Annotated in this window: 12 protein-coding genes and 1 pseudogene; 5 read left to right on the forward strand and 8 right to left on the reverse strand. The window is 67.6% G+C overall.

Going from position 1 to position 16,483, the window contains the following annotated elements; translation table 11 throughout:
* Nucleotides 1-188: 188 nt before the first annotated feature.
* The 5 genes from ACM0O9_RS04130 to ACM0O9_RS04150 all read right to left on the reverse strand — a co-directional run bounded on the left by ACM0O9_RS04130 (nucleotide 189) and on the right by ACM0O9_RS04150 (nucleotide 3,925).
* On the reverse strand, nucleotides 189-1,547 hold the full coding sequence (locus ACM0O9_RS04130; protein WP_279946370.1) for a type II and III secretion system protein family protein: 1,359 nt from the start codon (nucleotides 1,545-1,547) through the stop codon (nucleotides 189-191).
* Between the two features lie 18 nt (nucleotides 1,548-1,565).
* Nucleotides 1,566-2,603: a Flp pilus assembly protein CpaB gene (gene cpaB, locus ACM0O9_RS04135; RefSeq protein ID WP_065178476.1), complete on the reverse strand. Its 1,038-nt coding sequence runs from the start codon at nucleotides 2,601-2,603 to the stop codon at nucleotides 1,566-1,568.
* Nucleotides 2,604-2,628: 25 nt separating this feature from the next.
* The gene (locus ACM0O9_RS04140; protein WP_005416981.1) at nucleotides 2,629-3,105 is read right to left on the reverse strand and encodes a TadE/TadG family type IV pilus assembly protein; all 477 of its coding nucleotides are present in this window, start codon (nucleotides 3,103-3,105) and stop codon (nucleotides 2,629-2,631) included.
* Nucleotides 3,102-3,647, reverse strand: coding sequence for an A24 family peptidase (locus ACM0O9_RS04145; RefSeq protein WP_065185730.1), 546 nt, complete (start codon nucleotides 3,645-3,647; stop codon nucleotides 3,102-3,104). Before ACM0O9_RS04145 ends, ACM0O9_RS04140 begins: the two co-directional genes overlap by 4 nt.
* An 89-nt stretch (nucleotides 3,648-3,736) precedes the next feature.
* Nucleotides 3,737-3,925, reverse strand: a complete 189-nt coding sequence (locus ACM0O9_RS04150) for a Flp family type IVb pilin (RefSeq protein ID WP_005416979.1) — start codon at nucleotides 3,923-3,925, stop codon at nucleotides 3,737-3,739.
* A 687-nt stretch (nucleotides 3,926-4,612) separates the two neighbouring features.
* On the opposite strand from ACM0O9_RS04150, the gene ACM0O9_RS04155 reads away from it, so the two are divergent.
* The 4 genes from ACM0O9_RS04155 to ACM0O9_RS04170 all read left to right on the forward strand — a co-directional run bounded on the left by ACM0O9_RS04155 (nucleotide 4,613) and on the right by ACM0O9_RS04170 (nucleotide 12,509).
* Nucleotides 4,613-5,593, forward strand: coding sequence for an AraC family transcriptional regulator (locus tag ACM0O9_RS04155; RefSeq protein WP_053500175.1), 981 nt, complete (start codon nucleotides 4,613-4,615; stop codon nucleotides 5,591-5,593).
* Nucleotides 5,594-5,828: 235 nt separating this feature from the next.
* On the forward strand, nucleotides 5,829-11,198 hold the full coding sequence (locus ACM0O9_RS04160; protein ID WP_414604084.1) for an ESPR-type extended signal peptide-containing protein: 5,370 nt from the start codon (nucleotides 5,829-5,831) through the stop codon (nucleotides 11,196-11,198).
* A 62-nt stretch (nucleotides 11,199-11,260) separates the two neighbouring features.
* A complete protein-coding gene (locus ACM0O9_RS04165) occupies nucleotides 11,261-12,097 on the forward strand; it encodes an OmpA family protein (protein WP_005416976.1) in 837 nt (278 codons plus the stop codon).
* A 148-nt stretch (nucleotides 12,098-12,245) separates the two neighbouring features.
* A complete protein-coding gene (locus tag ACM0O9_RS04170; RefSeq protein WP_223224455.1) occupies nucleotides 12,246-12,509 on the forward strand; it encodes a DUF6959 family protein in 264 nt (87 codons plus the stop codon).
* Between the two features lie 80 nt (nucleotides 12,510-12,589).
* Here the strand turns inward: ACM0O9_RS04170 and ACM0O9_RS04175 are convergent, their stop codons facing one another.
* Nucleotides 12,590-13,417 carry a class I SAM-dependent methyltransferase gene (locus ACM0O9_RS04175; protein ID WP_005416972.1) on the reverse strand — a complete coding sequence of 276 codons (828 nt, stop codon included), beginning with the start codon at nucleotides 13,415-13,417 and terminating at the stop codon, nucleotides 12,590-12,592.
* A 63-nt stretch (nucleotides 13,418-13,480) separates the two neighbouring features.
* On the opposite strand from ACM0O9_RS04175, the gene ACM0O9_RS04180 reads away from it, so the two are divergent.
* Nucleotides 13,481-13,885 carry a MerR family transcriptional regulator gene (locus tag ACM0O9_RS04180; protein WP_005416971.1) on the forward strand — a complete coding sequence of 135 codons (405 nt, stop codon included), beginning with the start codon at nucleotides 13,481-13,483 and terminating at the stop codon, nucleotides 13,883-13,885.
* Nucleotide 13,886: 1 nt separating this feature from the next.
* Here the strand turns inward: ACM0O9_RS04180 and ACM0O9_RS04185 are convergent.
* Nucleotides 13,887-14,603, reverse strand: a pseudogene (locus ACM0O9_RS04185) (MgtC/SapB family protein).
* 101 nt (nucleotides 14,604-14,704) lie between these two features.
* Nucleotides 14,705-16,477 carry a chloride channel protein gene (locus ACM0O9_RS04190; protein WP_050562703.1) on the reverse strand — a complete coding sequence of 591 codons (1,773 nt, stop codon included), beginning with the start codon at nucleotides 16,475-16,477 and terminating at the stop codon, nucleotides 14,705-14,707.
* Nucleotides 16,478-16,483 lie beyond the last annotated feature (6 nt).

The raw sequence follows: 16,483 nt of genomic DNA on the forward strand, positions 1-16,483 counted from the left end.
CCCCCCCCGCCGCCCCCCCACTGCTGTCCTGCCAGTGCAGGGTGGTGGTCGGCGGCAGCTTGGCGGCCAGCCGGGGCAGCAGTTCGCGGTCGATGCCGTACAGGACCAGGTTCATCGGCGGTCCTTGCGGATGCAGCGGCTGGGCGGTGGCGTAGGGCATGGGCGTGGTTCCGCAGGCGTCATGGAAGTCAGCGCGAGAAGCCGGGCACCGGGTCCTGGCTGACCGGCCCCAGCAACCACGCCCCCCATTCGGGAAGATGCGGCTTGGCTTCGCGCTCGCCAGGCAGCGGCAGTTCGGTGTTGCGTGCCAGCGGCTGCACCAGACGCGGGGTGACGATGATCACCAGCTCCTTGTCCTGGCGCTTGTAGTCGAAGTTGCGGAAGAACGAACCAATGATCGGCAGGTCGCCCAGCAGTGGAATCTTGTTCACGTTGGAGACGATGTTGGAGCTGACCAGGCCACCGATGACGAAGCTCTCGCCATCGCCCAGCTCGACCGTGGTATCGGCGCGACGGGTGGTGATCGAGGGAATCTGCACGTTGTTGAGCACGATCGCGTTGCTGTAGTCCAGGTCGCTCGCCTCCGGCGCCACCTTCAGCGCGATCCGGTTCGGCGCCAGTACCGTTGGGGTCACGGTCAGGCCGATGCCGAAGGGCTTGTAGGTGATGGTGGTGGTGCCAAGCCCCTGCGGCTCCAGGATCGGCAGCTCGCCACCGGCCAGGAAGCTGGCGCTCTGGCCGGACAGTGCCACCAGCGTCGGCTCGGCCAGCACGCGCGCCATGCCATTGCTCTGCAGCAGTTCGACATCGGCGTTCCACAGTCCCTTGGTCGAGCCGAACACCAGCCGGAACGCCGAGGAAATCGGCGACACGGCCTCGTTGCTGCTGTTGCCTTCCTTCATGCCGGGCAGCAGGCCGGTATTGCCGGGCAGGCCAGTGCCGGGCCTCGCGAAGCCATAGGCGAAGCCGCCATTGCGGTTCTGGAAGTTGATGCCGATCTGCTTCATCGCGGTCTTGTTGAACTCGACCACCTTGACCTCGACCTGGACCACGCCCCCACTGTTGATGGTGGACGCATCGGCAAGCATGCCGTCCTTGCCCAGCGCCATCGCCGCAGTGCGCTGTTCCTGCATGTGCGTGAGCATGCTGTCGGTGCTTCCCTGCAGGAGGCCCTGCTGGTCCTGCTGGGTGAACACCAGCCCGGTACCGCCGGTGCTGGCAGCGCCCTGTACGGCGCTCTGCACCCGTACCGTCAACCGCTGTGGCTCGGCCTGTCTGCGGTGCCACAGCAGCAGGGTGGTGGTACCGGGCATCTTGCCGACCAGCAGCGCCTGGCGCTGCCCGCGCAGCATCACGATGTCGGCCACACCCGGGTCGGCAATGGCCACCCGCTCCAGGTCGGCCGGCAGGTTCCAGGGACGCTGCTCGCGCGCCTGCAGCACCAGGTCATCGGCGGCCACGCTCGTTGCCGGCGCCAGCAGCACCAGCAGCAGGGCCAGCCAGCGCTGGCGGAGGGAGAGGCGTGGACGGCGGCGACGTTCGGTCATGGATGCACTCGATGCAGGTCAAAGGGAGGCACGGGATGCTGAACTGTCGCCGCGGATGATCTCGATCCCCGACGCGCGCGGTGCACTGCGACGTGGCGCCGGCGCGCGCGACGGTGAATCCGGGGTGCCGCGTTGCGGTGCACTGCCACGTCCGGCCAGCGCGTCGCTGTCGATACCGGCAAAAGCGTGGTTCTCCGGCCGCTGCAGGGCGAGCTGCTGTTCGGCGTCGAGCCCACGCAGCGGGTCGATCACTCCGCGCGATTGCGGGAACAACGCCAGGTCGGGCAGGCCGGTATCGGCGGGATTGCGCAGGGCCAGGAAAAGCTTGCCCTGCTGCGCACCCAGCAGCAGCCGGTTGGCGTCGGCCACCGGTACCGCAAGCACCGCGCTGCGTGCGGGTTGCGGCGCTTCATTGCTGTTGCTGTGCGTGCTGCCACTTCCGGTGATGTCGGCAGCGCGCGGGTCGTTGCGGGAGTCGGCCTCGCTGTTGGAAGTAGTCTCTGTGGCCACCGGCACGATGTCCTGCTGGCCGTAGCTCAGGACGCGCAGGCGCGACAGCAGCAGGCGCGTCTGCGCGGCTTCGCCAGGGCTGTTGATGTTGGGCTGGGCGTTGCGGAGGTTGAGGAAGACGTCGACGAAATCACCGGGAAGGATGCGGTTGCCGGCACCGACCAGTTCGTCCACGGGCACGGCCAGGGCACGCTCGCCCGGCCGCAGCTGCAGCGAGAAGCCCTGAGCCAACGCGCTGCCGTTGATCACACTGCCTTCGGCAATGTCCTGCACCGGCACCTTGCCGGTCACGGCGGCAATGCTGGTAGCGGCGCCGGGGACGGGTGAGGTGCGCTGGGCCAGGCGCAGGCCGTTGGCGCTGATCGGCTCGCCCGCAGGCAGGCGTGCCACGGCTTCGACCACGGTGATCGCCTGGGCCTCGTTGTGAGCGACTGGCGCGACCGTTGCAGGTGCGGCGGGTTTGCGCCCGATCATGAAGGCGATCAGCGCCAGCAGCACGGCCAGGCCGATCAGGGCGACGGCAGCGATGCGGGTCAACTTGAGCATGGAACCGTCTCCAAAGTACCGATCATCAATTGCCGCTGCCGAGATCGAGCTGCGCGACCGCGACGCTGCGGATGGGGGCCTGCATCACCCACTTGTAGAGCGTGGCGGTGCCGGGCAGGAAGGGATGGTTGGCGTAGTCGTAGCTGACCGTCACGGTCATGCACTGGGCCGTGGCCAGACCGGCGCAGGGCGCCTGTGCCGACACCACGATGGCGTTGCTGCCCCCCGCGCTGCAGTCAACGTTCTGCCTGGAAAACTGCAGCAACCATTGCATCGAGGTGCGTGCGGCGACGCAGGCGGCTGTGCGTCGTTCGCTGGCGGTGCCGTAGCGCAGCGAGGCGCGCGCGCCTTCGGCCGAGGCGGTGGCCAGGGTCTGTTGCGCCGCCATGATCATCACCCCGGAGAAGGTGAACAGCAGCAGCGGCAACAGGCCGAGCATCAGCATCAGGGCGAACTCGATGCTGGCGACACCGCGTTGCAGGCGTGGGCTGCGGATGTTCATGGTGCACCTCCGTAGATGCTGGCCAGCACCCAGCCGATGGCGGCCAGTGCCAGGTAGGCTGCATAGGGAATGCCACGTCGTCCCTGGCGGGCGGCCTGCATGTCACGCAGCACCGGATGCGCTTGCCACTGCGTGCTGGTGCGATTGACCTGCATCTGCAGGTGACCGGGCAGCAGCACGCCCAGGCGGCGACCGGCCAGCACCAGCACGGCATGCAACCCAGCCGCGAGGCTCGCTACCAGCCAGACCGGCAGCAGCGCCTGCCAGCCCAGCATCAGGCCCACCACGGCGAAGAACTTCACGTCCCCGGCGCCCATCCAGCGCAGGGCATGGAACGGCAGCAGCGCCAACAGGCCGATCGCCGCGCCGGCCAGGTGGGGCAGCCACGGCTGGCGCGGCGCACTGAACTGGCCGACCACGATCACCGCAGTGGCGATCACGCATGCGGCGACCAGCCAGGTGTTGGGCACCCGACGGGCATACAGATCACTGATCGCGATCCGCAGGCAGACGCCGATGGCCAACAATCCCAGCACTGTCATCGCACACTCCATCGTCCGTCACTGGACGGTCTTCGCCTGGTTCCATGCGCCCCGCCGTCGCGGCCCTGCCGGCCGCGCGCGGTCGCCGCTCAGGTCGTCGAGCCCGACGCCTTGGTGGCCAGTGCGGAGAGGTTCTTGAACAGCGTTTCGAAGAACCCCTTGATCTGGTCGTTGCCGACCGCAATCAGGACGCCAGCGATGACGGCAGCCAGCAGCCCGTACTCGAGCGCGGTGACGCCGTCTTCTTCCTTCAGGAATTTGCGGATCGATGCGTTCATGACCAATGTCTCCCTCTACCTGTCTGCGGATGCAGTACACCTGCGTTGGGCGGTGGCCCGGCTCCGCCGGGATCGTCCGTGGGCCTCCGCGCGTCCTGGCGGAGGAGGCATGGCGGGACTGGCCCGCTGTGCTCAAGCAGGGTGATCGTTTCCAGGCGGGACATCGGCCGCACGGTCGCGACCGGACGGCCCGGGGCCGGTGGTCGAGGCATCCAGTGATGCGTGCGTGGTCATGCTGTCCCCCTGGGTGCGGCCAGATGGCCGGATCACCGTAATGTCGACTTTGCCTGAATGGCGGTTGGCTGCAACCGGAACCTATATGCAAATTCGGCAGAAACCCCGGAAGCCTGAAAATTTCAGATGGTTTCTGTGACGAAAATCCGTTCGCACGCAAAACGATTCATTGTCGTGCAGATAATGTGATTCGCTTTGTGGTCCATGCGAAAACCGTGCCAGCCGCTCCGACATTTTCTTCACTTGTGTATCCATTTTCATCATGCCGGGCCGCGGGTTTACCTTTGCCGATTATTGGGCATACTCGCATTCAAGCTCTTGCATTGATTTGTACGATCGCATCGACGCCGGTGCTGCCGGCGTGGCAACAGAAATGGATTCTGGATCGTTGCGCGCCCTGTCAGGCAGTGGGGGCCGCAGCGGATGGCGGATCAACGGGGGGACAACACTGTCATGGTCGATGGTGGGGTAGAGGACAGCGACGACAGCGGCCTTCGGTCCATAGACCTGGCCACGCTGAGCGGCGTGCTTCGCGTCTGTGATGTCGAACTGCTGCTGCTGGATGGCAACGGGCCACGGGCGGCGTTCGCTTCGCGCGTGCACGAGGAAGCCCTGTTCTGCAGCATCAGCTGCGGCTTCCATTGCCGTGGCCGTTTCATGCTGCCGCCGGACTGGGCGATGCTGGGGTACCTGCACGCCACCGATGAAACGATGAGCTGGTGCCACGGCGTGCCGCTCACGCCGGGCATGGCGCTGACGATCATGCCGGAGGGCATCAGTGAGTTCACCCTGAGCCCGGGCACGCACATGACCCTGATGCTGGTGCCGGTGGCCCGCGTCCAGCGCAAGCTGACCGAACTGAGCCTGCGCAGCACGCCACCTGCCGGCCAGGCACTTTCGCTGTTCAACCTGGCCAGCGACGCCACGCCGCTGGCGCGCCATTACCAGCAGCTGCACCTGCAGCTGGGACAGGGGGCAGGGCTGCAGCCGGATGAAACCGAGAACCTGCTGCATGAGCATGTGCAGGCCCTGCTGGGCGCCGGTGCGGCGGATCGCCCAGGCTGCACCCGTGCGCGGCGCACGCATTATCTGATCGCGCAGCGTGCAGAGAACTTCATGCGGCTCAACCTGCGTCGCAACATCTACATGAACGAGATCTGCGATGCCGCCGGCGTCAGCGAGCGCGGCCTGCGCTATGCGTTCGAGGACCTGTTTGGAACCTCGCCGAACCGCTACCTCTCAATGCTGCGCCTGTGCGCGGCCTGCCGCAGCCTGTCGATGGCAGACTCCAGCCGTCGCTCGGTCAAGGCGATCGCCCTGAGCTGCGGGCTGTGGGACCTGTCGCGCTTCGCTGACAACTACCGCAAGGTATTCGGCGAACTGCCGCGCGACACCCTGATGCGCGCACCCGCGCAGATCGGCCAACCGGCCTGATCCAGGCCCGGCAAGGGTTTTTGCGGTGTTTATGCCGGAATTGCGTATCCGCTTGCCGATCGTGTTGCCGCTTATGCATAGCCGGCTGCCGATTCCGGCCGTGGATTTGCCGGAATGCGCGATTGCCGTGCCGGATTGAAGTGCACCGCCCTCGTTGCAACCGCTGAAATGTCAGTCACCTGCCTAGCGGCAAGTCCACAGACATTCCAGTTGTTCGCCTACGGGGGAAATGCTCATGAACCGCATCTACCGGCGTGTATGGAACCGCCAGCTCAATGCTCTGGTTGTGGCCTCGGAACTGGCCACCGGCGACAGCGGCGGCAGCGCCGCACGCGATCCGCGCGCCTTCCTGCTGATGCCCACGGCCCTGACGCTGGCACTGCTGTGTGCGCTGGCCAGCGGTCACGCTGGGGCCTCGGAAACCAATCAATCGCTGCGTGACCTGCAAGCACTCGCGGCAAAGTATGCGCAGCCGATGCCGGTCAAGGTTGACGCGGAGGTGGCCCTGGCTGCCGCCGCGCGGCAGGCGCAGAACAGCCCCGCAATCAGTGCGGATGCTCGTCTGGGCCTGCAGTTGAATACCACGTCGCTGCCGCTGGTACCTGACGTGTTGCCGGCCACCGTGCAGGTGAAGCTGGCAGCTAACACCGTGCCGAAGCAAGTGGCCGTGCCGGCGCTGGCGGCTGATGTCCGCGCCAATGTTGGGGTGGGCAACGCTGCGGCCAGGGCGGCACAGGTGGATGCATCGCTGGCTGCGCACGTTGCGCCCGGCGCCCAGGCGCCGCTGGGCGTCGCTGCCGATGCGCGCGCCAGGGCCAAGGTCGGCATCGCTGGCCGCCAGGTCGCTTCGATCGATACGGGTGCCCGGGCGGCCGCCGGCCTCAGCGGTGCAGCCGCCGGATCACTGCCTGGGCTGAAAGCCACCGTCGACGGCAAGGCCGACACGCATCTGGCGGTCGCTGGCCATCACATCGAAGGGCAGGGCCAGGCCCGGGCGACGGCGGCAGTCACGCTGCCGGCCAAGGAGGAGCTGCCGGGTGAAACCCATGATCGTGCCATCAGCGCCGCGTTCGATGCCGGCGTCGCCGGCAAGGTGCGCGTGCAGGCGCCGGACGGCCAGGAGGTAGTGGCCGATCGCAACCTGAAGCTGGCCGGACAGGCGACCGTCGCGGCGCAGCACAGCGCACTGGGCGTCGGCAACCTGGTGGGTGGTGCGGTGGGTGCTGTCAGTGGGACGCTTCACAGTGCCGCGGGTGCAGTTGGTAGCGCGGTGGGTGGCCCGCTGAACGGCACAGTCGGCACGGTTGGCGGCGCAGTGGGAGGCACGCTCAACAACACGGTGGGCGCAGTCGGTGGCGCAGTTGGCGGTGCTCTGAACGGTACTGTCGGTACCGTTGGAAGTGCAGTGGGCGGCGCACTGAACGGCACCGTCGGCCAGGTCGGCGGCGCCGTGGGTGGCACGCTCAACAACACGGTAGGCGCAGTCGGCGGCGCAGTGGACGGTGCTCTGAACGGCACTGTCGGTACCGTTGGAAGTGCAGTGGGCGGCGCACTGAACGGCACCGCCGGCCAGGTCGGCAGCGCCGTGGGCGGCACGCTCAACAACACGGTTGGCGCAGTCGGTGGCGCAGTTGGCGGTGCTCTGAACGGTACTGTCGGTACCGTTGGAAGTGCAGTGGGCGGCGCACTGAACGGCACCGTCGGCCAGGTTGGCGGCGCCGTGGGTGGCACGCTCAACAACACCGTCGGTGCAGTCGGTGGCGCTCTGAACGGTACTGTCGGTACCGTCGGCAGTGCAGTGGGTGGTGCTCTGAACGGCACCGTCGGCCAGGTCGGCGGCGCAGTGGACGGTGCTCTGAACGGCACTGTCGGTACCGTTGGAAGTGCAGTGGGCGGCGCACTGAACGGCACCGTTGGCCAGGTCGGCAGCGCCGTGGGCGGCATTCTCAACGGCACCACCGGCAGCCCCACCGGCGACCTGGGCGGCGTGTTGGGCAGCACGCTGGGCAGTGTCGGAAGCGCGGTGGGCAACCTGCTCAACGGCAATCTCAATGGCACCGTCGGCAACCTGGGCAGCGCCGTGGGTGGCCTGGTGGGAGGCACGCTGGGCAGCCTCGGCCTGACCCAACCCTCGGCGATTCCGCCAACCAGTCCGAAGGCGCCCGCGCCGGCCGACCCGAATGCTGGCCTGATCATCGGCACCGGTGGCCTGGTCGGCAATGTCGGCCAGCTGATCGGGCCGACCACCACCAGCCTGTTCGGCGGCAACGGCTACCTGAGCAACGGCAATCTCAAGCTCAGCAACGCCAACGTCATGCAGACCTATTCGACGGTCAATGTGCTGGGCCTGCCGGTGGTCAACCTGTCGCCGGTCGGCAGCACGCTCAATGGCCTGGGCGGCGCAGCCACGGGCGGCAGCTCGCACCTGACCCTGATCGGTGGCGTGACTTCCGACAGTTACATCTACAACATCAACAACGGCAATCCCGGTGGCCTGCTGGGCCTCCTTCTGCCAACCGACTCGCCGGCGTGGGCGGCCAAGTGCCTGGACATCGCGCTGGCCGATATTTCCTGCTGGGCGGTCAACGCGGCACAGGACTACCAGGTGTTGATGGGCGATGGCGCCTTCGCCAACGGGTCCAAGGAAGTGGTGATCGGTGCCAATGCACGCCATGAACTGCCGAAGGTCGATGCCAATGTCGCCTTCCCCGGCGATGGCGTGAACGATCCCAGCAATCCGACCGGCGTGCCGACGGCCGACTATGCCGCCCGCATGGGCCACTCGGTCGTCGTCGGTGACAGTGCCGTGGGCACCGCCAACGGACAGACCCTGCTGGGTGCCGAAGCCACTTCGAACCAGGCCAACTCGGTCGCGCTGGGTTACCGCTCCGCTGCACTGCGCGGCGCTCAGGCCAGCTACAGCGCGTACGGCCTCACCGCACCCCAGGTCTCGGCCGGCGAAGTGTCGGTGGGCACGGCCGGTGGCGGCGAGCGCCAGATCACCAACCTTGCCGCGGGCAGCGCCAATACCGATGCTGTCAACGTGGCCCAGCTGAAGGGCGCCATCAGTCTGATCGACGATGTGGCCTCCGCAGCGGTCACCTATGACCTGGACGGCTCGGGCAACCCGAACTATCGCCGGGTCACGCTCGGCGCAGGCACCGGCACCACCACCATCGGCAATCTTGCCGCCGGCGCGGTCACCGCCGGTAGCCTGGAGGCGGTCAACGGCGGCCAGCTGGCGGCTACCAACAGTGCCATCGCCAGTTTCTTCGGTGGTCGTGCGGCTTTCGATCCGGCCAGCGGCATCTTTACTGCACCGTTGTTCGAGATCAGCACGATCTCCACTGGCGGTGCCATCGCCAAGGGCCTGTATGAGAATGCCACCGATGCCTTCGCCGCAGTCGATGGCTCGCTGGTCAACCTCAATACGCAGATCACCGACATCCGCAACGGTGGCACCAAGTACCTGCGGGTGAACTCGACCGGTACCGAGGCGCTGGCCACCGGCGCCGACTCGATCGCGGTCGGTACCAACGCCCGCGCCACTGCCGCCAACAGTATCGCGGTGGGTGCCGGCAGCCTGGCTGACCGTGCCAACAGCGTGTCCATCGGTGCGGCCGGTGCCGAGCGCCAGGTCACCAACATGGCGGCCGGTACTGCTGCGACCGACGCGGTCAATGTTGGCCAGCTGCAGGCATCGGAACAGGGCGCGCTGCGCTATGACCTCAACGCCGATGGCAGTGTCAACTACGCCAGCGCCACGCTGGGCCAGACCGGCACGGCAACCACGCTGCGCAACCTTGGCCCGGGCCAGGTCAGTGCCACCAGCAGTGAGGCCATCAATGGTGCCCAGCTGTTTGCCGCCAACCAGGCGGTAGCCACCCATCTGGGCGGTGGTGCCGCGGTCGATGCCAACGGCGTACTGACCGCACCGACCTACTCGATCAACAACGTCGCCGCCAACGGCACCGTGACCAAGGGCAGCTACAACGATGTTGGCACCGCGTTCGATGCCGTCAGCAACTCGCTGGCCAACGTTGCCGACCAGACCGGCGAGATCGACAAGCTGGCCGTGAAGTACGACGTCGATGGCAGTGGCAACGTGCTCAACAGCGTGACGCTGACGGGTACCGGCACCGGCGCGGTGAAGATCACCAACGTCGCCGCCGGCAGCATCCTGGCTGGCAGCAGTGATGCCATCACGGGCGACCAGCTGTTCAGCACGAACAGCACCATCGCCACCTACTTCGGCGGCACCACCGCCTACAACGGCACCACCAACGCGTGGACCGCGCCGACGTTCAGCATCTCCAGCATCGCCACCGATGGCACCTTCACCAGCGGCGACTACAACAACGTCACCGCCGCCTTCACCGCTGTCGACGGCTCGCTGAAGGTCCTCAACCAGCGCATCACCAATGGCGGTGGTGGCAGTGCGTACCTGGCGGTCAACTCAACGGCGGCCGCAGCCACCGCGGCAGGTGCGGAAGCGGTGGCGGTCGGCCCGCAGGCCAGCGCAGCCGGTGCGAACAGCGTGGCGGTCGGCAACGGTGCCAGCAGCAGTGCCGGCAACAGCGTGGCGCTGGGTGCCGGTTCGGTCGCCAGCGTCGGTGCACAGAGCGGCTACACCGGCGCCTACGGGCAGACCGGTGCCAGCAATTCGGCCGGTGAGGTCTCGGTCGGCAGCAGTGGCAGCGAACGCAAGATCACCCACGTAGCCGATGGCTCGGACACCCATGACGCGACCAATGTCGGCCAACTGAAGAACGGCGTGAACTACGCCATCGACGAGTCGAAGAAGTACACCGACCAGAAGATCCAGAACATCACCAACGTGGCCGGCAGCTTCCGCGCCAACAACACCAACAACCTGGCCGACCCGTCCGCCAGCGGCGCCAATTCGGCCGCCGGCGGCGCAGGCTCCACCGCCGCCGGTGCCAACTCGACCGCGCTGGGCAATGGTTCGCAGGCGCAGGCCGACAACTCGGTGGCATTGGGTGCGGGTTCGGTCGCGAACAGGGCCAACACGGTCTCTGTCGGTGCCGCCGGTGCCGAACGCCAGGTGGTCAACGTGGCAGACGGCTCGCAGGCCACCGATGCGGTCAACGTGCGCCAGCTGCAGGCTTCGCAGCAGGGCACGATCCGCTACGACACCACGGTGAACGGCGCGACCAACTACAACAGTGTCACCCTGGGCAGCACCAGCAGCGGCCCGACCACGGTGCGCAACGTCGCCGCCGGTACTGCTGGCACCGATGCCGTCAACGTCGACCAGCTGAAGTCGGGCATGGCGCAGACCCTGGACTGGTCCAAGGCCTACACCGACGAGCGCATGGGGGGCTTCGAGCGCGACCTGCGCAAGACCGACAATCGTGCTTCGGCCGGTATCGCTTCGGCGATGGCCACCGCAGCGCTGCCGCAGCCGAGCGAGGCGGGCCGCAGCATGGCCTCGATCGCCGCCGGCAGCTACAACGGCGAATCGGGCGTGGCGGTCGGTATCTCCGGTGTCTCCGAAGGCGGCCGCTGGATCTACAAGTTCAGCGGTTCGACCAACAGCCGTGGCGAGGCCGGTGTGGCCGTCGGTGCCGGCATCCAGTGGTGATCCCCGCCGCCGGGCCGCACCCGCGGCCCGGCATCGCGGAAACGTCTACAGGGGGGAACGACATGAAACAGCATCGCATCGCCCGCGCCGGCCAATGTGCCGCCACGCTGGGCCTGATCCTGGGGATGGGCCTGCTGGCCGCCTGCCGCAGCCATGCGCCGGCCGCCGACGGTCCTGCCGAAGCTACCGCCGTGCACTTCCCGGAGGCCTCCAAGGCCTCGCTGAAGGAAGGCATCTATCCCGACGTCGCCGACCTGCGCCGCTTCGCGCCGGGCATGAGCAAGCGGCAGCTGTACACGCTGCTGGGCACACCGCACTTCAATGAAGGCATGTGGGGCGTGCGCGAGTGGAACTACCTGTTCAACTTCCGCACCGCGCAGGGCGCGGAGTACTTCACCTGCCAGTTCCAGGTGCGCTTCGACAGCAAGGGCATCGCGCAGGGCGGTTATTGGAAGCCGGAGTCGTGCGCGGCCGTGCTCGAACCGCCGCGGCCACCAGCGCCGCTGGCACCGGCACCGCTGCCGGAGCAGCCCCTGCGGCTGTCGGCCGACGCGCTGTTCGGATTCGACAGCGCGGTACTCAGCGCCGAAGGCCAGCAGGCGGTGCAGGGCATCCTGGCGCAGGTACGCGAGGCCGCGCAGGTGCAGTCGATCAAGGTAACCGGCTACACCGACCGCATTGGCAGCGCCAGCTACAACCAGGCACTGTCGCAGCGCCGCGCCGATGCCGTGCGCAACGCGCTGGTGCAGGGGGGCGTGCCTGCAGCCAGCATCAGTGCCGAAGGACGCGGTGCGGCCGAGCCGATCGTGCAGTGCGAGCAGCGCAACCGGCGCGAGCTGATTGCCTGCCTGGCGCCGAACCGGCGCGTGCAGATCGCCGGGATGGCACAGCCACGTTGACCTTCCTGCGCCGGGGCGATGCCCCGGCATCCCGAGTCCCCCCTGACCGCCGGCAGGCGTGGCAACGTCTCCCCCGTCGTCCACGCCTGCCTGCGGCTCAGGTTTCCAAACGGTGCACGCGATGAATGCCCAATTCCTGCCCCTCTCCATGAAGACGGAAGCTACGCTCAGCGTGTATGGCCAGCTCGGCAACCATGCCGTGGTGCGTATCCCCGGGCGGCGCCTGCCGGGCCTGATCCTGCAGGCCGATACCGTGGCCGGGTTCCTGGCCCAGCTGCAGGAAGCCCAGGCCTGCCTGCGCAGTGGCCGCGCACAGCGCACCGATGCCGAGCTGGACATGCTGATCGACGTGCTGCAGCAGTGGTACGCCCTGATCGAATCGCGCCTGGCCGACGCCGGCGAGGCCCTCTAGCAAAAAAAGGGACGGAGGGGATTAAGTCGTTTCCGGCACAACCGGGGCATATGCGACTTAATCCCCTCCGTCCCCTTTTTTCAAGCGTGGGCGCGGATCAACCAACAGGCGGCATCCACGCGAACGCGGTCACCTTCGATGAACGGCGCGAATGCGGCCAGTGCTTTTTCGCGAAGCACTGCGGCGCGGGCTTCCGGCATCGATCGCAGGGCCAGTCCCAACGGTCCCAGGTGACCAACATAGGTCGGCAGGTCTTCGCGGGCGAGCGAACAGGGCAGGTCCACCGCAACCACTTCCACGTCATTCCAGCCGGCGGCCTGCAACAGGCGCTGCACGCGCTCGCCATCGGCAAAAGCGAACTGTCCCGGTGCGCCGGGTACGCGGGGCGGAAGATCCAGTTCATCGCCAATGGCGCGCTCGGCGGTGGTCATGAACGGATTCTCCCCGGCACTGCGCCACGCGATGAAGCGCAGCCCAGCGCCCGGTGTCCTGGCACGATGCAGGTTGGCGAACGCGGCCTGGCTGTCCTCGAAGAACATGACGCCCAGCCGCGACTGGATCCAGTCGAAGTGCGCGGGCGGCAGCGGATGGCGCTGCGCGTCTGCCACGATGAAGTCCGCGTCCAGTCCTGCCGCCTTGGCGCGCTGATGGGCCAGCGCCAGCATCGGCGCGGAGATGTCCAGGCCGGTGCAATGTGCCGCGGGACGCGCTGCGGCCGCGGCCAGCAGGCTGGCGCCGGTGCCGCAGCCGATGTCGAGCAGTTCGGTAACGGTCTCAGGAAGTTCGGTGACCAGCAGGTCAGCCATCGGCTGGAACAGGCCGTCAAGAACAGCCTGTTGCGCAACCCACGCCTGGCCGCCAGGGCCGTTCCACAGGGCGTTCTGATCAATGGGAGATGTGCTTGCCATGGCCTTGCCTCGCCGGGTAGTTGCCCATAGCTTGGTGCTTGAAGGTCACTTGAGGTCAAGCCCGTGCGCGAACTGGATATCGGCGAGGTGGTCAAGCGCAGTGGCGTGCCGGCCTCGACCCTGCGCTACTACGAACAGCTGGGGTTGCTGCAGGCGCTGGGGCGCCGCGGCCTGCGCCGGCAGTACGACGCGCAGGTGCTGGAACGGCTGGCGCTGATCGGCCTGGGCCAGGCGGCCGGGCTGTCGCTGCAGCAGATCGGTGCATCGCTGCCGTCGCAGCAGGGGTGCATCTCACTCGACCGCGAGGCACTGCTGGCACAAGCCGAGGTGCTGCAGCGGCAGATCACCCGGTTGCAGCGGGTGCGCCGGCACCTGCAGCGCGCAGCGGCCTGCCCGCAGGCGGAGGATGCCCGCAAGTGCGGTTCGTTCCGGAAACTGTTGCGCGCACAGCAGCGGATGGGCGGTTGAATCAATCGCGGGTACTGACTTCCCACGTGGCATGCAGCACGCCCGGCACCTGCTCCATCCGTGCCAGCACCACGTCCAGTTCATCGGCACTCACGGCCGTACTGACCAGCACCGCGATCACATCGGTAGGCGCGTCGGCATGCTCGACCACCTGCACATCGCCCACCGGATACTGCGCCGCTTCCAGCGCATCGACCAGGCGCTCGCGCACCCGCGGCACGGCGTCGGCATCCACGCTCAGGCGCACCTCGTAGGTGGCTTCGGTCGCTGCCTCGTTGATCGGAATGCGGTTGATGGCATTCACCAACGGCCGCAGCAGGGTGTTGCCGGCGATGATCAACACGGTCAGCAGCACGCCTTCGGCCAGCATGTCCGCGCCGGTGCAGCTGCCGACCGCTGCAGAGCATCACAGGGTGGCGGCGGTGTTCAGGCCACGCACGTTCATGCCTTCCTTCATGATCACGCCGGCGCCGAGGAAGCCGACACCGGAGACCACGTAGGAGATCACCCGCACCGCCTCGGCACTGCCGGCGATGCGCATGCCCAGGTCGACGAAGGCGGCGGCGCCGACCGCCACCAGCACGTTGGTGCGCAGGCCGGCGGTGCGTTGCCGGTACTGGCGCTCGGCACCGATCAACGTACCCAGCACGAAGGCGGCCAGCAGGCTGACCACGGTGTCGGCGAAGGGACCTGCCTGGAAAGTCTCAATGAAGCGCATGGCCGGAGTCTACCCGGTCGAGGTGACAGTAGATCCACGCCATGCGTGGATTTCGAAAGTGCCAGAAGCGACTTAATCCCCTCCGTCCCCTTTTTGTCGGGTCAGTCGGTGTCGTCGACGCGCTCGCCCATCAGTTCGCGCTGGCGCTTGTCCAGCTCCTCAGCGTAGCGCTTGCGTACGAAGGCTTCGGACACTACGCCCAGCACCTGGCCGTCGGCGCCGACCACGGCCAGTTCATCGGCCTGGGTCTGGTCGAAGCGCTGCATCACGCTGACCACGTCCGCGGACGGCGACAGCGACACGTCACGGTTCTCGGCCAGCTCGCCAATCGCCGTCTCCGGTTTCACGCCGTCGCCGTAGACGCGCGGAATCTGCACGATGCCGGCGTAGTGGCCCTCGCTGTCGATCAGGATCACCCGGCTGCCCGAGCCCAGCGGGAAGCGCTGGCGGAACGTGGCGGCGTCAAGGTCGGACGGGGCGGTGGCCACGCCCTTGCGCATCAGTCGGCCGGCGTTGAGGTTCTGTACCCAGCCCACGTCGCGGGCACTCTTGATGGTCTCCCCGCGCAGGTGCATGCGCCAGGTCGAGAACGAATAACCAAACCACTGCCGTACCAGCGTGCTGGACACCAGCACCGCACTCATCACCACGCTGGTCAGCAGGAAGTCGTGGGTGCCTTCCAGTACCAGCATGGCCATGGTCATCGGCGCGCCGACCACGGCTGCGGCCAGCGCTGCCATGCCGGCCAGCGCGGCGGAGGTGGCGTCGACCACCGGCACGCCGGTGGCCATGGCCAGCAGGCCGGCGAACAGCGCGCCGACCAGGGTGCCCATGAACAGCGAGGCGAAGAACAGGCCGCCACGGAAGCCGAAGCCCAGCGAGATGCCCGAGGCCAGGCACTTCAGGGTCAGCAGGCCGCCGATCCAGATCAGCGGCAGGTGCGTGGTCAGGTCCAGGTGCAGGGCGCCATGTCCGGACGACAGCACCTGCGGGCTGGCCAGGGCCAGCGGTATCAGCAGCAGTCCACCGACCACCGGCCGACCCCAGGCAGGCAGCGGGCTGCGCTTGACCGTGCCCTCGATCGAGGCGATCAGCCGCATGATGGCAATGCCGACCATCGCGCAGCAGCAGCCGAGCAGACCGTAGATGGCGTAGTCGGCGGCGCGAACGTCGATGGTCGAGGCAGCGGGCAGCAGGTAGGCCTCGATGCCAGCCTGGTCGGCCACGAACGCGCCGGCCAGTGCAGCCACCGCCACCGGCGCCAGTGCGGCCGGGGTGTAGGCGCCGATGACGATCTCGAACGCATAGAACGCGCCCGCCAGTGGCGCACCGAAGGCGGCGGCGATGGCGCCGGCGGCACCGGCGCCGACCAGGATGCGCACGTCATTGCGGCGCAGGCGCATCACCCGGCCCAGCTGCGAACCACTGCCGGCGCCCATCTGCGTATACGAAGCCTCCAGACCCACCGAGGCGCCGCAGCCATTGGACAGCAGGGTCTGGGTCAGTACGATCAGGTTGTCGCGCATCGACATGCGGCCGCCATGCAGGGCATTGGCTTCCACCGCATCGAGCAGGGGCCGCTTGAGCCGGGTCGCGGCCAGGCTGACCAGGCCGACCAGCAGGCCACCCAGCGGCAGCACCAGCAGCGCGGTCCATGTCAGCGAGGGCAGGGAGCTCAGGCGCATACCGTCGTCCAGCCCATACAGCGTGCCCTGCAGCCAGCGCGCGATGCCCGACTGCAGCAGGGTCAGGTAGCCGGCGATCAAGCCGACCAGCAACGCCAGCGCGATGAACCACAGGTCGCTGCCACGCAGGCGCAGGCGCAGGCCCTGGAAGGCCAGATGCAGGCGCGATGGCGAAACAGGCAGTGACATGGTGGC

The organism is Stenotrophomonas sp. FR012, from assembly GCF_047520565.2.
Lineage (GTDB): Bacteria > Pseudomonadota > Gammaproteobacteria > Xanthomonadales > Xanthomonadaceae > Stenotrophomonas > Stenotrophomonas sepilia.